At 67.5% G+C, this 17,311-nt stretch carries 17 protein-coding genes; 9 read left to right on the forward strand and 8 right to left on the reverse strand.

The annotated features are described in order from the left end of the window. Positions 1–17: 17 nt before the first annotated feature. From A3OK_RS0111285 to A3OK_RS0111305, 5 genes are all read right to left on the reverse strand, one after another. Positions 18–917: a cytochrome c1 gene (locus tag A3OK_RS0111285; RefSeq protein WP_026597155.1), complete on the reverse strand. Its 900-nt coding sequence runs from the start codon at positions 915–917 to the stop codon at positions 18–20. Between the two features lie 19 nt (positions 918–936). After that, on the reverse strand, positions 937–2,220 hold the full coding sequence (locus A3OK_RS0111290; RefSeq protein WP_019904973.1) for a cytochrome b N-terminal domain-containing protein: 1,284 nt from the start codon (positions 2,218–2,220) through the stop codon (positions 937–939). A 95-nt stretch (positions 2,221–2,315) separates the two neighbouring features. Next, positions 2,316–2,876, reverse strand: coding sequence for a ubiquinol-cytochrome c reductase iron-sulfur subunit (gene petA / locus A3OK_RS0111295; RefSeq protein WP_019904974.1), 561 nt, complete (start codon positions 2,874–2,876; stop codon positions 2,316–2,318). Positions 2,877–3,116: 240 nt separating this feature from the next. Further along, positions 3,117–4,529, reverse strand: coding sequence for an MATE family efflux transporter (locus A3OK_RS0111300; protein ID WP_019904975.1), 1,413 nt, complete (start codon positions 4,527–4,529; stop codon positions 3,117–3,119). Then, entirely contained in the window at positions 4,526–6,394 is a 1,869-nt protein-coding gene (locus A3OK_RS0111305) for an ABC transporter ATP-binding protein (protein ID WP_019904976.1), read from the reverse strand. The genes A3OK_RS0111300 and A3OK_RS0111305 overlap by 4 nt, the downstream gene beginning before the upstream one ends. A gap of 98 nt (positions 6,395–6,492) precedes the next feature. On the opposite strand from A3OK_RS0111305, the gene A3OK_RS0111310 reads away from it, so the two are divergent. From A3OK_RS0111310 to hslU, 9 genes are all read left to right on the forward strand, one after another. After that, complete coding sequence (locus A3OK_RS0111310; protein WP_026597157.1) at positions 6,493–6,942, forward strand: tRNA (cytidine(34)-2'-O)-methyltransferase; 450 nt, start codon at positions 6,493–6,495, stop codon at positions 6,940–6,942. Between the two features lie 125 nt (positions 6,943–7,067). Beyond that, entirely contained in the window at positions 7,068–7,376 is a 309-nt protein-coding gene (locus tag A3OK_RS22700) for a hypothetical protein (protein WP_019904978.1), read from the forward strand. 126 nt (positions 7,377–7,502) lie between these two features. Next, entirely contained in the window at positions 7,503–8,186 is a 684-nt protein-coding gene (locus A3OK_RS0111320; RefSeq protein WP_019904979.1) for a PspA/IM30 family protein, read from the forward strand. A gap of 60 nt (positions 8,187–8,246) precedes the next feature. Continuing rightward, on the forward strand, positions 8,247–8,519 hold the full coding sequence (locus A3OK_RS0111325; RefSeq protein WP_019904980.1) for a YiaA/YiaB family inner membrane protein: 273 nt from the start codon (positions 8,247–8,249) through the stop codon (positions 8,517–8,519). A 52-nt stretch (positions 8,520–8,571) separates the two neighbouring features. Beyond that, positions 8,572–9,492 carry an oxygen-dependent coproporphyrinogen oxidase gene (hemF, locus tag A3OK_RS0111330; RefSeq protein ID WP_026597158.1) on the forward strand — a complete coding sequence of 307 codons (921 nt, stop codon included), beginning with the start codon at positions 8,572–8,574 and terminating at the stop codon, positions 9,490–9,492. Next, the gene (locus A3OK_RS0111335; protein WP_019904982.1) at positions 9,489–10,607 is read left to right on the forward strand and encodes an AAA family ATPase; all 1,119 of its coding nucleotides are present in this window, start codon (positions 9,489–9,491) and stop codon (positions 10,605–10,607) included. The genes hemF and A3OK_RS0111335 overlap by 4 nt, the downstream gene beginning before the upstream one ends. Before the next feature lie 119 nt (positions 10,608–10,726). After that, positions 10,727–11,263, forward strand: coding sequence for an ATP-dependent protease subunit HslV (gene hslV, locus A3OK_RS0111340; protein WP_019904983.1), 537 nt, complete (start codon positions 10,727–10,729; stop codon positions 11,261–11,263). An 85-nt stretch (positions 11,264–11,348) separates the two neighbouring features. Next, the gene (locus tag A3OK_RS0111345; protein ID WP_019904984.1) at positions 11,349–13,019 is read left to right on the forward strand and encodes a HAMP domain-containing methyl-accepting chemotaxis protein; all 1,671 of its coding nucleotides are present in this window, start codon (positions 11,349–11,351) and stop codon (positions 13,017–13,019) included. A 319-nt stretch (positions 13,020–13,338) separates the two neighbouring features. Continuing rightward, entirely contained in the window at positions 13,339–14,652 is a 1,314-nt protein-coding gene (gene hslU / locus A3OK_RS0111350; RefSeq protein WP_019904985.1) for an ATP-dependent protease ATPase subunit HslU, read from the forward strand. A gap of 34 nt (positions 14,653–14,686) precedes the next feature. Here hslU and A3OK_RS0111355 read toward each other — a convergent pair whose 3' ends face one another. From A3OK_RS0111355 to A3OK_RS0111365, 3 genes are all read right to left on the reverse strand, one after another. Further along, positions 14,687–15,751 carry an MBL fold metallo-hydrolase gene (locus A3OK_RS0111355; protein ID WP_019904986.1) on the reverse strand — a complete coding sequence of 355 codons (1,065 nt, stop codon included), beginning with the start codon at positions 15,749–15,751 and terminating at the stop codon, positions 14,687–14,689. 44 nt (positions 15,752–15,795) lie between these two features. Continuing rightward, positions 15,796–16,002: a hypothetical protein gene (locus A3OK_RS24000; RefSeq protein WP_155912006.1), complete on the reverse strand. Its 207-nt coding sequence runs from the start codon at positions 16,000–16,002 to the stop codon at positions 15,796–15,798. Positions 16,003–16,089: 87 nt separating this feature from the next. After that, positions 16,090–17,199, reverse strand: coding sequence for an aromatic ring-hydroxylating dioxygenase subunit alpha (locus tag A3OK_RS0111365; protein WP_026597159.1), 1,110 nt, complete (start codon positions 17,197–17,199; stop codon positions 16,090–16,092). Positions 17,200–17,311: the final 112 nt, after the last annotated feature.

Genomic DNA, 17,311 nt, shown 5'->3' on the forward strand with positions numbered 1-17,311 from the left:
AACCGCCTTTAATGGGCTCAACTGGTCTTGTGAAGCTCCGGCTGCAGGCCGTGAGCCTCGCCGCCCACATCCGCCCAGACCTTCTTCTTCACGTAGTAGAGCAGGCCGGACAGGATGATGAGGAACAGGATCACCCGGAAGCCCAGGGCCTTGCGCGCCTCCATATGCGGCTCGGCCGCCCAGAACATGAACGCCGCCACGTCGTGGGAATATTGCTCCACCGTCTCGGGCACGACGGGGTTGCCGTCGGCGCCCTTGGCGTAGCTCACCTGACCGTCGCTCAGGGGCTTGGCCATGGCGATGAGGTGGCCGGGATAGTACTTGTTGTAGTTGGTGCCCGCCGGGACATCCATTCCCTTCGGGGCGTCCTCGTAGCCGTTGAGCACCGCGTGGATGTAGTCCACGCCCTGCTCAGAATAGCCGATGAAGGGCATCGCATCGAAGACGAAGTTCGGGAAGCCGCGCTCATAGGTGCGGGCCTTGGCCAGCACCGAGAAATCGGGCGGAGCCTTGCCGCCATTGGCGGCGGCGGCGGCCTTCTCGTTCGGGAAGGGCGCCGGGAAGGCGTCGGCCGGGCGACCGGGCCGCTCGAACATGTCGCCGGAATCGTTCGGGCCGTCCTTGACCTTGTACTCGGCGGCCAGGGCCTTGACCTGAGGTGCCGAGAAGCCCGGCCCGCCCTTCTCGGCGAGGTTGCGGAACTTCACCAGGTTCATGCTGTGGCAGTTCGAGCAGACCTCGCGATAGATCTGGAAGCCGCGCTGGAGCTGGGCCTCGTCGAACTTGCCGAAGATTCCGGCGAAGCTCCACTTTTCGCGGGGCGGGTTCGGCGTCGAGTGCCCATCCTCGGCGCTGACCGAAGCCGAGCCGAGAAGCGTCGCGAGCAGAGTGGAGGCGATGATGCGCGATGTGTTCATGCTGTTCACGATCCGCACCTCAACCCTTCGACGATGGCGCGGCGGCCGCGCCGGCTGGCATGCCCGAGCCGCCATATTGCGGATGAGGCCCTGTCACGCTCTCCAGGATCGATCCCGGCAACGCCTTCGGTGTCTCGAACAGGCCCACCAGCGGCATCACGATGAGGAAATGCGCGAAGTAGTAGGCGGTGCAGATCCGCGAGGCGAGGACGTAGCCGCCCTCCGGCGGCTTGGCGCCGAGCCAGCCGAGCACGACGCACACGGCCACGAACAGCCAGAAGAACTGGCGGTAGATCGGGCGGTAATTCGCCGAGCGCACCCGCGAGGTGTCGAGCCAGGGCGCGAAGGCGAGGATGATCACGGCGCTGAACATCAGGATGACGCCGCCGAGCTTGTCCGGAACCGCGCGGAGGATCGCGTAGAACGGCAGGAAGTACCATTCCGGCACGATATGCGCGGGTGTCACCGAGGCGTTGGCGGGAACGTAGTTGTCCGCGTGGCCGAGGTAGTTCGGCTGGTAGAAGATCCAGTAGGCGAAGAAGACGAAGAACACGACGACGGCGAACACGTCCTTGACCGTCGCGTAGGGCGTGAACGGCACCGCGTCCTTGCCGGTCTTGATCGGGATGCCGGTCGGGTTGTTCTGCCCGGTCACGTGAAGGGCCCAGACGTGGAGCACGACGACGCCGAGGATCATGAAGGGCAGCAGGTAGTGGAGCGAGAAGAAGCGGTTGATCGTCGGGTTGCCGACGGAATAGCCGCCCCAGAGCAGGCTCTGGATGGTGTCGCCGACGATCGGGATCGCGGCGAGGATGTTGGTGATGACGGTGGCGCCCCAGAAGCTCATCTGGCCCCACGGCAGGGTGTAGCCGAGGAAGGCGGTGGCCATCATCAGCAGGTAGATGATCACGCCGAGGATATAGAGCACTTCGCGCGGGGCTTTGTACGACCCGTAATAGAGCGCGCGGAAGATGTGCACGTAGACCGCCACGAAGAACATCGAGGCGCCGTTGGCGTGCATGTAGCGCAGCAGCCAGCCGTAATTCACGTCGCGCATGATGTGCTCGACGGAGTTGAAGGCGTTGCCGGCGGAGGGGTCGTAATGCATCGCCAGCCAGATGCCGGTGACGATCTGCGACACCAGCATGGCCATGAGGATGGCGCCGAAGGTCCAGAAATAGTTCAGGTTTCGCGGGACCGGGAAGGCGATGAACGACGAATGGACCAGCCCGACGATGGGCAGCCGCGATTCGAACCACTTGGCGATCCGACTCTTGGGGACGTAGGTGGCGTGACCGCTCATGAGGCTACCCGCTTCAAAGTCTGTTTCGCTGCATCCGTCGCCTGTCGTGGCGCGCCGGACGTCCTCCCTCGCCGCCCTCGGGCGACGGTCTCACGTCAGGCGACGGCCTTGCCGGCTTCTTCGCCGATCCGGATCTTGGCGTCCGTCAGGAAGGCATAGGGGGGGATCGGAAGATTGGTCGGCGCCGGCCCGCGGCGAACGCGGCCGGACGTGTCGTAGAGCGAACCGTGGCAGGGGCAGGACCAGCCTTCGTACTGACCCTGGTGACCGATCGGGACGCAGCCGAGATGGGTGCAGTTGCCGTAGACCACGAGCCACTTGGCATGGCCCTCCTTGACGCGGGCGGAATCGGCCTGCGGGTCGATGAGCTCGCTCATCTTCACGGCCTCGGCCTCCTTGATCTCCTTCTCGGAACGGCTCCGGACGAAGATCAGCTTGCCGCGCCAGAACACGTTGACGATCTGGCCGTCCTGGATCGGCGTGAGGTCCACCTCGAGAGGGGCACCGGCCGCGATCACCTCTGCGTCGGGCGCCATCGAGGCCACGAAGGGCCAGACCAGCGCGCCGGCACCGACGGCGAGGCCCGCCCCGGTCGCCAGGAACAGGAAGTCGCGGCGGGATCCGTCGGGACCCGGTACGGGAGGGGTGTTCGCCAAGATGGACACTCCGGACAGGATGGCGCCGGATGGGCGACGCGCAGGTTCAGGACGCGCCGCTTCCGTTCGCCGACAATTAGAGGCGCTCGAAAGAAGCACGCAGGGCAGACGCAGACACGATTGCACCGGGTCGTGCAATGCGACCGGGCGTCACCCGAGACGAGCCTTCGGAGGCAGCGTTCTCTGGCACGCCAGATGCGAACCTGTCCAGAGTAGGCCCGTAACGCGACACGGGTTTCGTCACGGACGCAAAACCGCGGTCCCGCTGAGGGATCGCCAGCGCCGCACCAGCATGACGGCGACCACCGCCAACCCGGCGCAGAAGCCCATCCAGATCCCCGCGCCGCCGAATCCGAGGCCCCAGGCAGCGAGGATGCCCGCCGGAATTCCGATCACCCAATAGCCGAACAGAGCGATGGCCATGGGCACGCGTGTGTCCTGCATGCCCCGCAGCGCGCCGAGCGCCACCGACTGGACGCCATCGGCCATGGCAAAGAGCGCGGCGAAGCCGATGAACGTCACGGCGTAGGGGATGACCTCGGCATTGCCGGGTGCGTCGAGGTCGAGGAACAACCCGATCAGCGCGCGCGGCAGCGTCACCTGAACCAGCGCGCAGGCGCTCATGAAGCCGAAGCCGAGCAGGATCGCGATGGTGCCGGCCCGGCGCATCGCCGTGCGATCCTCCGCCCCGAAGGCGCGGCCGACCCTCACGGTCGCGGCCTGGCCGATGCCGTTGGGCACCATGAAGCAGATCGCCGCGATCTGGATCGTCACGGCATGGGCCGCCAGCGGCGCCGTGCCGAACAGGCCCATGCCGAGCACGGCGGCCTCGAACAGGCTCGCCTCGGCCAGACCCGTCGCCGCCATCGGCAGGCCGAGCCGGAACGTGGTCGCGAGGCGCGCGGCATTGGGCCGCCAGAGGCCGAGGAAGAGCCGGCGCTGGCGCAGGCCGGGCGCCAGCATCATCACCGCCGCGAGGGCCGCGAGAGAGAGGAACGCGGCCAGCGTGGTGGCGAGCCCGACGCCGACCATTCCGAGGCCGAGCAGCCCCGGCCCCTCGAAGGCGAGCCAGATCGCGAGCCCGACATTCACCGGCAGGGCGGCGAGGCTGATGGCGAGGGGCCAGCCCGGCCGCTCGAGCGCGGACAGGCTGGCGCGCAACGCCATGAAGGCGAGCGCCGGCCACATCGACCATTGCAGCGCCCGCATGTAGAGCCCCGCATCCTCGGCGAGCTTCGGCTGCTGGCCCATGGCGAGGAGCATGTCCTCGGTGTGCCAGAGCGCCAGCATCACCGGGACGATCGCGATGGTGACGGCCCAGAGCCCGGCGGCCACGATGCGGCGCACGTCGTGATCGGCGGAATCGCCGCGGCCGACGGCGCCGGCGATCAGGGGCGAGACTACCGAGGCGAGGCCGATCCCGCAGATGAACAGGATGAAATAGAGGCTGGTGGCCAATGCGCCGGCCGCGAGCGGCTCGGCGCCGAGGCGACCGAGCAGCACCACGTCGGCGGTGACGAGCCCGTGCTGCGCGAGGTTGGTCAGGATCAAGGGCGCTGCGAGGACGAGCGTCGCCCGCAACTCCGTCATCCAGGGACCGCGCGAGGGCTGCCGCCTCTCGCTCGGGCCGGCCGCGACATCCAGGGCGATCATTCCGCCGCATCCTCATAGCGCGCCGGCGAGGCGTCGCCGAGGAAGCCGCCGGACTGGCGCTCCCAGAGCCGCGCATAGAGCCCGCCCGTGCGGATCAGGTCCGCATGGGTCCCCTCCTCCACGATGCGGCCGGCATCGATCACGATCAGCCGGTCGAGGGCCGCGATGGTCGAGAGCCGGTGGGCGATGGCGAGCACGGTCTTGCCCTGCATCAGCGTATCGAGACTGTCCTGGATCGCTGCCTCGACCTGGCTGTCGAGCGCCGACGTCGCCTCGTCGAGGATCAGGATCGGCGCGTTCTTCAGGATGACGCGGGCGATGGCGATGCGCTGGCGCTGGCCGCCGGAGAGCTTGACGCCGCGCTCACCCACCTGGGCGTCGTAGCCCTTGCGACCCCTGTTATCGACGAGGCCGGCGATGAACGTGTCCGCCTCCGCCAGATGCGCCGCCCGCTGGATCTCCTCCAGCGACGCGTCCGGCCGGCCATAGGCGATGTTGTCGCGGATCGAGCGGTGCAAGAGCGACGTGTCCTGCGTGACCATGGCGATCGCACCGCGCAAGGATTCTTGCGTGACGGAGGCGATGTCCTGGCCGTCGATGAGGATCCTGCCGCTCTGAATGTCGTGCAGGCGCAGCAGAAGTGCCGTCAGGGTGGTCTTGCCGGCGCCGCTGATTCCGACGAGGCCGACCTTCTCACCCGGACGGATTCGGAGATTGAAATCCTCGATGACGGCAGGCGTACCCTCGCCGTAGCGGAAGCCGACCCTGTCGAAGCGGATGTCGCCTCCGTCGACCGCGAGGGTCCGGGCATCCGGCACGTCGACGATGCCGTGGGGGCGCGAAATCGTCTGCATGCTCTCCTGGATCACGCCGACATTCTCGAAGATGCCCCGCACCGTCTGCATCACCCAGCCGGACATCGCCATCAGTCTGAGGACGAGGGCGAGGCCCGCCGCCGCCTCGCCGGTTGTCATGCCGCCGCGCTGCCACAGGACCAAGCAGGCGGTGGCGGTGGCGACGATCAGCGCGCTGTTGAGGAGGCCGAGAAGCGTCGTGGTCGTCGTCACCAGCCGGAACTGATGGAGATGGGCGACGGTGTGGACGTCGATGGCGTCGCGCACGGCGGCGCGCTCCTCGCGGTCGCGGGCGAAGAGCTTCACGGTGAGGATGTTGGTGTAGCTGTCGACGATCCGTCCGATCAGGAAGGAGCGCGTGTCGGCCGTCACCAGGGAGCGTGCGCGGGCACGGGGCACGAACCACCAGGTCAGGACCGCATAGGCCGCCACCCAGACGATGACGGGAAGGGCCATCCACAGGGAGATCGAGCCGAACAGGCCGACCGCCGTGACCGCGTAGATCGCCACGTAGAGCAGCGTGTCGATGAAGACGACGGCGAGTTCGCGCACGGCCGGGCCGACCTGCACCACGCGGTTGGCGAGCCGCCCGGCGAAATCCGCCTGGAAATACGAGAGCGAGTGGCCGAGCGTGTAGAGATGCGTCCGCCAGCGGACCTGATTGGTGGCTTGAGGCACGAGGAGCTGGTTCGACATCACCTCGTGCAGCCAGATCGTGAAGGGGCGCACCACCAGGAGCAGGGCCGCCGCGAGGCCGAGCTTGACTCCGTGCTCCTGCAGCACCGTGGCGCGGTCGGCCGTGTTCAGGAGGTCGATGAACCAGCCCATGAGCAGGTAGAGCGACGCTTCCACCGTTCCGGCGGCGACGGCCACCAGAAACAGCAGCACCAGCGCGGTGCGCATCGGCGTGAGGTAGAACGCGGCGAAGCCCGTGACGGATTTGGGCGGCATCCGCCCGTCTTCGAAGGGCGCGAACGGATCGATGCGGCGCTCGAGCCAATCGAGAAACATAATCTGGTCCGGTGTTGGAGGTCTGCCTGAGGTAGGAGGCCTTGACGCGCAGCCAACCCGGAGGCGATGCCGCAGACGCAATGCAGCCGCCCGGTCCGATGCTCCGTCTCGCCCTCTATCAGCCCGACATTCCCCAGAATACGGGGACGATCCTGCGGATGGCGGCCTGCCTCGCCGTCGCCATCGATATCATCGAGCCGGCGGGATTCGACGTCTCGGACCGGCACCTGCGCCGATCCGGGCTCGATTACCTCGACCATGTGGCGATCGCGAGGCACCGCTCCTGGGCCGCGTTCTCGCAGTGGCGGGAAGAGACCGGGACGAGGCTCGTCCTCGCCACCACCGCCGGCGCCGTGGCCTATACGAGCTTCGGCTTCGCCCCCGGCGATTGCATCCTCCTCGGCCGAGAATCCGCCGGCGTCCCGGCCTCGGTGCATGAGGCGGCCGATGCCAGAATCGTCATTCCCATCCGAGAGGGCCTGCGCTCGCTCAACATCGCCGTGGCCGCCGCGATGATCCTCGGCGAGGCCATCCGTCAGACGGGCTGATTTCGTGCCGTTCGGCACCCTGGCGGCGGCGGGCGCGTAACGGGCCCGTCCCCTTTGGCGAAACCTGTTGCGGATGCGGTCTCGATCCGACGCGCATCCTCCTCTCAGCCCAAGGAGCCGTCGCCATGATCAAGCCAGCCCTCGCAGCCCTCGCCCTTCTCGCCGTCGCCGGAGGCGCGGGTATCCAGACCGCGACCGCACAGACCGCGACGCCGATGCCGTGGTCCGACAATTACACCCTCTCGGCTTTCGAGACGGTGCCGGCCAACGTTGCCATCGCCACCGACAAGCAGACCGGCAAGTCGTTCAACGTCGTCAAGCTCGCCAACGGGAAGATGATGATCCTGATGTCGCCCGATAAGGTGAAGTCGCTGACGCCGTTCTCCGACGATTCGGAGATGATGTTCAGCGGCCACGGCGGCACGACGCGGTAGATTCCCGTCACTCCGCGTCACGTCTCGCGGACGATTTTTGAACGGTGTGCAGTTGGGCACTTGAACGCCGTGCAAATTCAGGCGATGCCTTCGGTGTGAACAGCGTTCAAACACCGGAGGCACACCATGCTCAAGTTGTTTCGACTCCTCGCCCGTGGGGCCGCCGCCCGGGCCGAAGAGGAGGTGATCGATCGGCACGCCCTGCTCATCCTCGACCAGCAGATCAGGGAGACCCGTGTCTCGCTGGAGCGCAGCCGCCTTGCCCTCGCCTCCGCCGTGGCCGGCGACAAGGCGGAGGAGCGCCGGCTCTCCCAGGTCGAGGCGCGCTCGGCCGACCTCGAAGAGCGTGCCCTGGCCGCCCTCGCAGCCGGGCGCGATGAACTCGCCGCCGAGGCGGCCGACGCCATCGCCGAACTCGAGGCCGAGCGCGATGCGATCGGCGAGGCACGTCTGCGCTTTGCCCGCGAGGTCGCCCGCATCCGCGCCGTCGTCGCCGATGCGACTCGCCGGCAGAACGAGCTGGAGCGCGGCCGCCGCATCGCCGCTGCGGCGGAAGCGGCACGGCGCCTCGGAATCCAGGCTCACGCCAACGACCGTGCGACGCTGAAGGAAGCGGAGGCGACCTTGAGCCGACTACGCGCGCTCCAGGCCGAGGCCGCCGATACGGAAGCGGCCTTGGCGGAAATGGAACCGGGTCTCTCGGTCGCGGAGCGGCTGGAACGCGAGGGTTTCGGCTCCAGCACCCGGCCGAGCGGCGGCGCCGTGCTCGAACGGCTTCGGAGCAAGCTCCGGACCGACGCCGCGGCGTGACGACGCGACGAACTCCAATTCCCGAACTCCCCTCATTCCTCACGTATCAGGACGACGACCATGACCAACGAGACCACACAGCATTCCGGCGCCTGGGTCACCTTCACCTACGCATCCTTCATCGGCTCGGCGGCGATGGTGGCCCTCGGCATCCTGTTCATGCCCATGGACATCTGGGTCAAGGGCTACCTCGCAATGGGCACGGTCATGCTGGTCCAGTCCTGCATCACTGCCACGAAGACCCTTCGCGACGTCCATGAGGGCCGCCGCATGGTCAACCGGATCGAGGATGCCAAGACTGAGCGCCTGCTCATGTCGGTGGGCAAAGATTGACGCGGTCTCGATTGACGAGGCTCGGGAGGGATGGGACATCCCTCCCATGACGATGTCCGATACGACTCCGCCACCGCCTCCCGCCGCCGAGCTCGCCGCCCTCAAGGACGAGGTGACCACGTGGTTCGCGAGCCTTCGCGACCGTATCGTGGCGGAGCTGGAGGCGATCGAGGCGGAGGCCGTAGGGCCGTTCCACCCCGATGCCTCGGCCGAGGCCGGCCGATTCGTGAAGACGCCCTGGCAGCGGACGGATCACAGCGGCACGCCCGGCGGCGGCGGCACCATGGCGATGCTGCATGGCCGCGTGTTCGAGAAGGCCGGCGTCCACGTCTCGCAGGTCTTCGGTGAGTTCGCCCCGGAATTCCGCGCCCAGATGCCCGGCGCGTCGGAAGACCCGCGCTTCTACGCCACTGGCATCTCGCTCATCGTCCATCCCTGGAATCCGAACGTGCCGACGGTTCACATGAACACGCGCTTCGTCTCCACGACGAAGACGTGGTTCGGCGGCGGCGCCGACCTGACGCCCGTGCTCGACCGGCGCCGGACGCAAACCGATCCCGACACGCTTCGATTCCACGCGGCCTTGAAGGCCGCCTGCGACGCCCATGCGCCGGCCGCCGACTACGACCGCTACAAGGCGTGGTGTGAGGAATACTTCTTCCTGAAGCACCGCAACGAGCCGCGCGGCATCGGCGGCATCTTCTACGACTATCACTGGACCGGCGATCCGAAGGCCGATCTCGCCTTCACCAAGGATGTCGGCCTCGCCTTCCTCGACGCCTATCCGGCCATCGTGCGGGCCAACCTCTCGACGCCCTGGACCGAGGCCGACCGGCTGGAGCAGCAGGTGCGGCGCGGGCGCTACGTGGAGTTCAACCTGCTCTACGACCGCGGCACCATCTTCGGCCTCAAGACCGGCGGCAACGTCGCCTCGATCCTGTCCTCGCTGCCGCCCACCGTGCGCTGGCCGTGAGCGAAGACCTACCGACCCGGTTCGCGCCGCAGCAGGACGCGGCGCTCAAAGCCATCGCGGAGTGGCGCAAGGCCGGCGGTCCCCAGGTGTTCCGCCTGTTCGGCTATGCCGGCACCGGCAAGACCACCCTGGCGCGCCGGATCGCCGACGATGTCGAGGGCAACGTGGTCTTCGGCGCCTTCACCGGGAAGGCGGCCTCGGTCATGCGGTCCAAGGGCTGCCACGACGCCGCGACGATCCACAGCCTGATCTACCGCAGCAAGGAGACCGAGGAGGGAGGGCCGGCCTTCACCCTCAACCGGACGGGCCCGGTCTCGAAGGCGGAACTCGTCATCATCGACGAATGCTCGATGGTCGATTCAGATCTCGGCAACGACCTCCTCTCCTTCGACAAGCCGGTCCTCGTCCTCGGCGACCCCGCCCAGTTGCCGCCGGTGCGCGGCGGCGGGTTCTTCACCGAGGCCGAGCCCGACGTGATGCTCACCGACGTGCACCGCCAGGCCGCCGACGACCCGATCGTGCGCATGGCGATGACGATCCGCGAGGGCGGCCGGCTCAGCATCGGCGAGTACGGCGAGAGCCGGGTCGTCTCGCGCCGCTCCCTCGACCCGTCGAGCGTGCTCGACTGCGATCAGGTGCTGGTGGGCATGAACAAGACGCGGCGCCTCTACAACAATCGCCTGCGCGAGCTTGCCGGCCATGGCGACCCGATGCCGGCGGTGGGCGAGAAACTGGTCTGTCTGCGCAACGACCGCACCAAGGGCCTGCTCAACGGCTCGACCTGGACGGTCCATGCCCTCCGGGCGGCGCCGCGCGCCGATACGATCCGCCTCGACGTGGTGCCCGAGGACGACCCCGCCCTGCGTCGGCGGCCCATCGACATCAAGGTGTTGCGCGCGGTGATGTCGGGCTCGGAGGAGGAGATCCCGGCCTTTCTCAAGCGCGAAACCGACGAGTTCACCTACGGCTACGCCCTGACCGTGCACAAGGCGCAGGGTTCGCAATGGGACAACGTCGTGCTGTTCGACGAATCCTTCGCCTTCCGCGAGCACCGCGCCCGCTGGCTCTATACCGGCCTCACCCGCGCTGCCCGTGCGATCACGGTGGTGATGTAGGGGCGCCCACGCGAGCGCCTGCGCAAAGAGTGGCATGAGGCCAAGTCACCACCTAAGTGACAAAACAGACCCTCCTTGGAGAAACACCCTTGTCCCACGAAGAGTCCGGACCGCCCCGCATGCATGCCACCACGATCCTCATGGTCCGCAAGGGCGGCCGCGTGGTGATCGGCGGCGACGGGCAGGTCAGCCTCGGCCAGACCATCGTCAAGGGCAATGCCCGCAAGGTGCGCCGCCTCGCCAAGGGGTCGGTCATCGGCGGTTTCGCCGGCGCCACCGCCGACGCGTTCACCCTGTTCGAACGGCTCGAAGCCAAGCTCGAACAGTATCCGGGGCAGCTCACCCGCGCCTGCGTCGAACTCACCAAGGATTGGCGCACCGACCGCTACCTGCGGCGTCTGGAAGCGATGATGCTGGTGGCGGACAAGGATGTCAGCCTGCTCCTCTCCGGCGCCGGCGACGTGCTGGAGCCGGAAGGCGGCGTCATGGCGATCGGGTCGGGCGGCAATTACGCGCTGGCCGCGGCCCGCGCCCTGGAAGACAGCGAGCATGACGCGGAAGCAATCGTGCGCCGCGCGCTCGGCATCGCAGCCGAAATTTGCGTCTACACGAACGGGAATCTCGTCATCGAGCAATTGGACAGCTCAGAATCTTAGTGCCGCCGTAGATGCGCGGTTAACGCAAATTTGCAGTTTCCTACCTAGTACTGCTGCCAACCTCGGTGGAAACAGGTCGGTGGCGATGCGTATCAGGGCGAAGATCCTCAGTTTCGTGGGCGTATGCTCAATGGTGACGCTCGTCGTCGCCGCGATCAGCATCCTGTCGCTCCAGACCTTCAACAGCGCGTTGACGGATGCGAAGCTCGCCTCCCAGCGCGCTCTGAATGCGGCCAACCTGAAACAGATCGTGACCAGCGTCGTCGTCGAGTCGCGCGGCATCTATGCGGCGAAAGACACGCAGGACGCCGTGAAATACGCCGTCCGCCTCCGGAAGAACCTGGAGACGATGAACGTGCTCCTCATTGATTGGGCACCGAAGGTGCCCGCGAACGAGCGTCCGCTCTTCGACAAGATCGCCGCCGACGCGGCGAGCTTCACCACCCTGCGCAACGAAACCGCGCGTCTCGGCACCGAGATTTCGCCCAAAACGGCTGCCGATCAGGGGTTCAACGAGGACAATCGCGCCAACCGCCAGGCCTTCCAGGACAGCATCGAGAAGCTCGTCTCCGGTAGCGAGGCCGAGGTCGAGGCGATCGATCGGTGGACCGACGAGCTCTATGCGCAGCGCCTGAACCTGCTGCTGGCCCTCGCCATCGGCGGAACGCTCGGTTGCCTTCTGATCGGGGGCTATGTCGGAACGCGCGAGATCGCGCGTCCTTTGGCCGGCGTGTCCCTGGCGATCCGCCGTCTCTCCGAGGGTGATCTCACCTTGCCGGTGATGAAGGCGCGGCGCGACGAGATCGGTGAGATCTGGACGAGCATGCAGGTCTTCTCGGCAACGATGAAGGAAGCGGGCGAACTCCGCGTGAACCAGGATCAGGCCGCCGGCATCGCGTCCCAGCGCCGCCGCGCCGAGATGGGTGCCTTGGCGGACCGCTTCCAGGGAAGCGTCGGCAACCTCGTCGATACCCTGTCCGGTTCGGCCGCCGAGATGGAGCTCACCGCACGGTCCATGGCCGCCACCGCGGACCAGACCAACCGGCAATCGACGGCGGTGATGAACGCGGCCAACGAGACCGCCATGAACGTCCAGGCCGTCGCCGCGGCGACGGAGGAACTCGCCGCCACCGCCAATGAGATCGGCGCGCAGGTATCCCAGACCTCGGCCGCGGCGGCCGGTGCGGTGGAGAGCGCCCGTCGGACCTCGGAGCGCGTGAAGGTGCTCGCCGACAGCGCATCCCGCATCGGCGACGTGGTCGCGCTGATCTCCAGCATCGCCAGCCAGACCAACTTGCTGGCCCTGAATGCGACGATCGAAGCGGCGCGCGCCGGTGAGGCGGGCCGCGGCTTCGCCGTCGTCGCCGCCGAGGTGAAGGGGCTGGCTGCCCAGACCGCGAAGGCGACCGACGAGATCACCGCCCAGATCGCGACGATCCAGGACGCCACCCGCGACACGGTCGGCGCCATCGAGGAGATCGGCGCCACCATCGGCACCGTGCACACGATCGCCATGGGCGTCGCCGCGGCCGTCGAGGAGCAGCAGGTGGCGACCCAGGAGATCGCCCGCAGCGTCAGCGATGCGGCGCGCGGAACCCAGGCCGTGACCGAAACCATCGCGGACGTGCAGAGCGCCGCCGTCCAGACCGGCGCCGGCGCCTCGCAGGTTCTGGCCGCGGCCGAACAGCTGACCCGCCAATCGACCAGTCTCGGACACGAGGTCGAGGGCTTCGTCGGCGGCATCCGCGCCGCCTGACGCTTCGGCACGAGGCTCTGGAAAGGGCGGAGGCCGACGCTTAGATCGGGTTCGTGCAGGATCCCGTACCCTTTCCCAGCCATCCGGACGCGATCGCCGCCGGTTCGCCTCACCAGGCCGAACCGGCGGCGATCCGCATTGGAGGCCACACCGCCGCTTGGCACTCGCCTCGTTCAGGGCCCTCGCCTCGCTCTAAGCCCTTGCTTCCTTCAGGACCCTTGCCTCGGTCACGGGCCGGCTGGCATCGTTCCCGCACGGACCGGGTCTGCGCCCTCCCCTCCTCCCGGGCAGCGCAGCTGCCGCATCCGACCGGAGCGTGATGACAACCTTCTCTCCCCGCGAAATCGTCTCCGAACTCGACCGGTTCATCGTCGGCCAGCGTGACGCCAAGCGCGCCGTGGCCATTGCCCTGCGCAATCGCTGGCGCCGGCAACAGCTCGTCGGTCCCCTGCGCGAGGAGGTGGCGCCGAAGAACATCCTGATGATCGGCCCGACGGGGTGCGGGAAGACCGAGATCGCGCGGCGGCTCGCCAAGCTCGCGGGCGCACCGTTCCTCAAGATCGAGGCGACCAAGTTCACCGAGGTCGGCTATGTCGGCCGTGACGTGGAGCAGATCATCCGCGACCTCGTGGAGGTGGGCATCGGCCTGAAACGCGAGGAGAAGCGCCGCTCGGTCCAGGCGAAGGCCGAGGCGGCGGCGGAATCGCGCATCCTCGACGCCCTCGTCGGACCGACATCGGGTCAGGCCACCCGCGAGAGCTTCCGCAAGAAGCTGAGGAACAGCGAACTCGACGACAAGGAGGTCGAGATCGAGCTGTCGGGCGGCTCGCCCGGCGGGCTGCCGATGTTCGAGATCCCCGGGATGCCGGGAGCCTCCATGGGCGCGGTCAATCTCGGCGACATGCTCGGCAAAGCGCTCGGCGGCCAGAAGGGCAAGCCGAAGCGGATGACCGTGCGCGAAGCCTATGCGCCCCTGCTGGCGGAGGAATCCGACAAGCTCGTGGACACCGAATCCCTCACACAGGAGGCGATCCGCGACGTCGAGAACAACGGCATCGTCTTCCTCGACGAGATCGACAAGATCTGCGCCAAGGAAGGCCGCTCCTCGGCGGACGTCTCACGGGAGGGCGTGCAGCGCGATCTCCTGCCGCTGATCGAGGGAACGACGGTGGCGACGAAGCACGGGCCGGTGAAGACCGACCACGTGCTGTTCATCGCGAGCGGCGCCTTCCACGTCTCGAAACCGTCCGATCTCCTGCCGGAATTGCAGGGCCGCCTGCCGATCCGCGTCGAGCTGCAGCCGCTCACCGTGCAGGATTTCAAGCAGATCCTCACCACCACCGAGGCGAGCCTGCTGAAACAGACGGTGGCGCTGCTGGCGACGGAGGGCGTGACCCTCGCCTTCACCGACGACGCCGTGGACGCCCTGGCGAGGGTGGCCGTCGACGTGAACAACTCGGTGGAGAATATCGGCGCGCGCCGGCTGCAGACCGTGCTCGAGCGGGTGATCGACGAGATCTCCTTCACCGCCACCGACCGGTCCGGCGAGACCGTGCCGATCGATGCGGCCTATGTCCGCGAGCGGGTCGAGAGCCTCGCGGCCAATGCCGATCTCAGCCGGTTCATCCTGTAAGAGCAAGTTTCGATGAGGTTCGGCGGCCCTTCGCTCAGGCCGACCAGACCTGCCCCGGTCGGAGGGGAACGAAGCGGGCGGGGTCGATCCCTTCCGCCTCGCAGGCGGCCAGCAGCGCCTCCGCCGGTTGCTCGATCCCCTCGTCGGTGAGGCGGAACGTGCCCCAATGGTGGCCGAGCGCCTGATCGGCTCCGAGCAGTTTGGCCGCGATGACCGCGTCGGCCGGGTTCATGTGCTGGGCCTTCATGAACCAGCGCGGCTCGTAGGCACCGATCGGAAGGGTCGCGAGACGCGGCGGGCCGAAGCGGTCGCGGGCCTCTCTGAAGATCGCGCCATCGGCGAGACCGGTATCGCCGGAATGATAGTGGACGCCCGACGGGCTGGTCAGGACGTAGGAGCACCACAACGCCATGCGCTTGTCGTTCAGGCCCCGCGCCGACCAGTGGTTGGCGGGCGTCATGTGGATGGTGAGCCCGCCTCCGAGGTCGATCGACTGGCCCCAGTCGCGCGTCTCCACGTGCATCGTCTCGTCGAAGGAGCGCAGGATGGCGTCGTTGCCGAGGGGGGCCACGATCAGGGGCTGATGGCTCTGCCAGAGCCTCGCCACGGTCGGACCGTCGAGATGGTCGTAATGGTTGTGGGTGATCAGCACCACATCGATGGGCGGCAGGTCGTCGAAGGCGATGCCGGGAGGATTGACCCGCTTCGGGCCGGCCATGGACAGCGGGCTGGCACGCGGCGCGAAGACCGGATCGACCAGGATGTTGCGGCGGGCGGTCTGGAACAGGTAGCTCGCATGGCCGATGAACGAGACCCGCAACCCGTCCACCCGTTCGGGCGGCTTATCGTTGAAGGGGCTCGGGAACGAGGCGGGCCAGTCGATTCCGGCCCTCTCCCGCTTCCAGCGCAGGATGTCGCCCAGCACCTTATCCGGTGGCTGGTCGACGCCGTGGAACTGCAACCCATCGAAATGATCGGTGACGGGGCCGCTGTAATACGGGTTTCGGCCCCTGCTGCGCCGATGGGCGGCATAACCGACCCCACCGAGCGTCATGACGGTGACCGCAGAGAGGGTCGCGAGCAGGCTTTGCCGTTTCATCCACCGGAGATGGCGGCGTCGGCCGTGCAATCAAGACGCCCCCCTCAGGCCGGGGCGCCCTTCTCCATCACAGCCACGAGTTCGGCGGCGAGAGCACGGATTTTCAGGTGCGCCTGGTCCTCGATCTCCTCGCGCGTCTTGTTCTCGGTGGAGATGACGACGACGCCGGTCATCCGTCCGTGGGCACCGATGAGCGTGAAGTTGAACCGGCCCATCCGGCTTCTGCGAACGACGTAATGCGGCTGCGGCAACGGTCTCGCTCCTTTCAAAGATCGTCGATCTGAAAGGAGCGGCTACGGATCGCGCGCGGGAAAAGTTTCGCGCGATCGTGATCGAAATCAGGAGCGCCAGCGCAGTTCTTGCCGGATCAATGGATTGCGGAACGACCTCGTCTCGCGGGCGGCCTGAAGGGCTTCGCGCTTGAGCCGGAAATACCATTGCGACGGCAGGTCGCTCTGGCCGAACAGCACCATGGTCGGCTTGCGGTCGAGCCCGGCCTGGGCGTGCTGGAGCACCTGCTGGTCCTGGGTCAGGAACTGCCGCATGAGCGGGCGTGCCAGCGGCGTCAGCAGGTTGAGGACCGGCATGTTCCAGTACAGCGCATTGGTGAGCATGGTCCGGTTATGGGTCAGCGGTGTCGCGAACGTGTAGTTCGCCACCCGCTTCGCCCCCGCCTCGATCCGCTCCAGGCGAACGCCGGGCAGGCGGAACTCGATCTCGACCTCCGGCACGCCGCCGAGCAGCTTGTAGACCGGCGAACTCGTCGTCGTGGCATGGCTCGACATGGTGAAGCCGTGCGGCGTCGGCGTGAAGGTCTTCACCTTCTCACGCAAGTCCTTCGATGGCCGGAACCACCAGGAATCATGGACGAAGGCCACGTGGCCGGGATCGACGAGGCTCAGGGTCGTGAGGTCGAAGGAGGCCTCCACCACCAGCTCGACCACCAGGGATCCTGCCGGCGCGAAGCCGAGTTCGGGCAGGGCCGGCACATCGCCGCTCGGACCGCCGAGATACGGGTTCACCCAGACGAAGCCCGCGCTCTCGCGGATGGGAAAGCGCTGCACCACGATCCGGGAGAAATCGGCCGCATCCGCCGAGGACAGGGTCGGAACGTCGCGGCACTGCCCGTCGGTGCCGAAGCGCCAGCCGTGGAAGGGACAGGTCACGGCCTCGCCGTCGAAACGCCCCCGCGACAGAGCCATGCCCCTGTGCGGGCAGCGGTCGCGCATGGCGAAGAGGGCACCGGCCTTGTCACGCCCGAGGACGATCTGCTCTCCGTTGAGCTCCACCGCGCGCAGCGCACCAGCCTTCAACGTGTCCGAGCGGCCGACGCAATAGAAGGCGTCCGGCAAAGGCTGGCGCATGGCGTCGGGGTCGAGCACCGCTTCGTCGGTGGCGGCGGTTCTCGCCGTATCGGCCTTTGCCTCGGTCGGCAGGGATGAGAGCATGACGGACTGCGATGATCCTGAATGACGGGGGCCTGGAGCGATCGTCCGGCCGTCGATCCCGGTCGGCTCTCCGAGCTTTCGCGCCGCGGCGCCGTCCACGACGGGACGTGGC

The organism is Methylobacterium sp. 77 (assembly GCF_000372825.1).
GTDB lineage: Bacteria > Pseudomonadota > Alphaproteobacteria > Rhizobiales > Beijerinckiaceae > Methylobacterium.

Excerpts from the sequence above, each read along its gene's own strand:
- A3OK_RS0111285 (WP_026597155.1), bottom strand. The coding sequence starts at position 917 with ATGAACACATCGCGCATCATCGCCTCCACTCTGCTCGCGACGCTTCTC.
- A3OK_RS0111290 (WP_019904973.1), bottom strand. The coding sequence starts at position 2,220 with ATGAGCGGTCACGCCACCTACGTCCCCAAGAGTCGGATCGCCAAGTGG.
- A3OK_RS0111300 (WP_019904975.1), bottom strand. The coding sequence starts at position 4,529 with ATGATCGCCCTGGATGTCGCGGCCGGCCCGAGCGAGAGGCGGCAGCCC.
- A3OK_RS0111305 (WP_019904976.1), bottom strand. The coding sequence starts at position 6,394 with ATGTTTCTCGATTGGCTCGAGCGCCGCATCGATCCGTTCGCGCCCTTC.
- A3OK_RS0111310 (WP_026597157.1), top strand. The coding sequence starts at position 6,493 with ATGCTCCGTCTCGCCCTCTATCAGCCCGACATTCCCCAGAATACGGGG.
- A3OK_RS22700 (WP_019904978.1), top strand. The coding sequence starts at position 7,068 with ATGATCAAGCCAGCCCTCGCAGCCCTCGCCCTTCTCGCCGTCGCCGGA.
- A3OK_RS0111320 (WP_019904979.1), top strand. The coding sequence starts at position 7,503 with ATGCTCAAGTTGTTTCGACTCCTCGCCCGTGGGGCCGCCGCCCGGGCC.
- A3OK_RS0111325 (WP_019904980.1), top strand. The coding sequence starts at position 8,247 with ATGACCAACGAGACCACACAGCATTCCGGCGCCTGGGTCACCTTCACC.
- hemF (WP_026597158.1), top strand. The coding sequence starts at position 8,572 with ATGTCCGATACGACTCCGCCACCGCCTCCCGCCGCCGAGCTCGCCGCC.
- hslV (WP_019904983.1), top strand. The coding sequence starts at position 10,727 with ATGCATGCCACCACGATCCTCATGGTCCGCAAGGGCGGCCGCGTGGTG.
- A3OK_RS0111345 (WP_019904984.1), top strand. The coding sequence starts at position 11,349 with ATGCGTATCAGGGCGAAGATCCTCAGTTTCGTGGGCGTATGCTCAATG.
- hslU (WP_019904985.1), top strand. The coding sequence starts at position 13,339 with ATGACAACCTTCTCTCCCCGCGAAATCGTCTCCGAACTCGACCGGTTC.
- A3OK_RS0111355 (WP_019904986.1), bottom strand. The coding sequence starts at position 15,751 with ATGAAACGGCAAAGCCTGCTCGCGACCCTCTCTGCGGTCACCGTCATG.
- A3OK_RS0111365 (WP_026597159.1), bottom strand. The coding sequence starts at position 17,199 with ATGCTCTCATCCCTGCCGACCGAGGCAAAGGCCGATACGGCGAGAACC.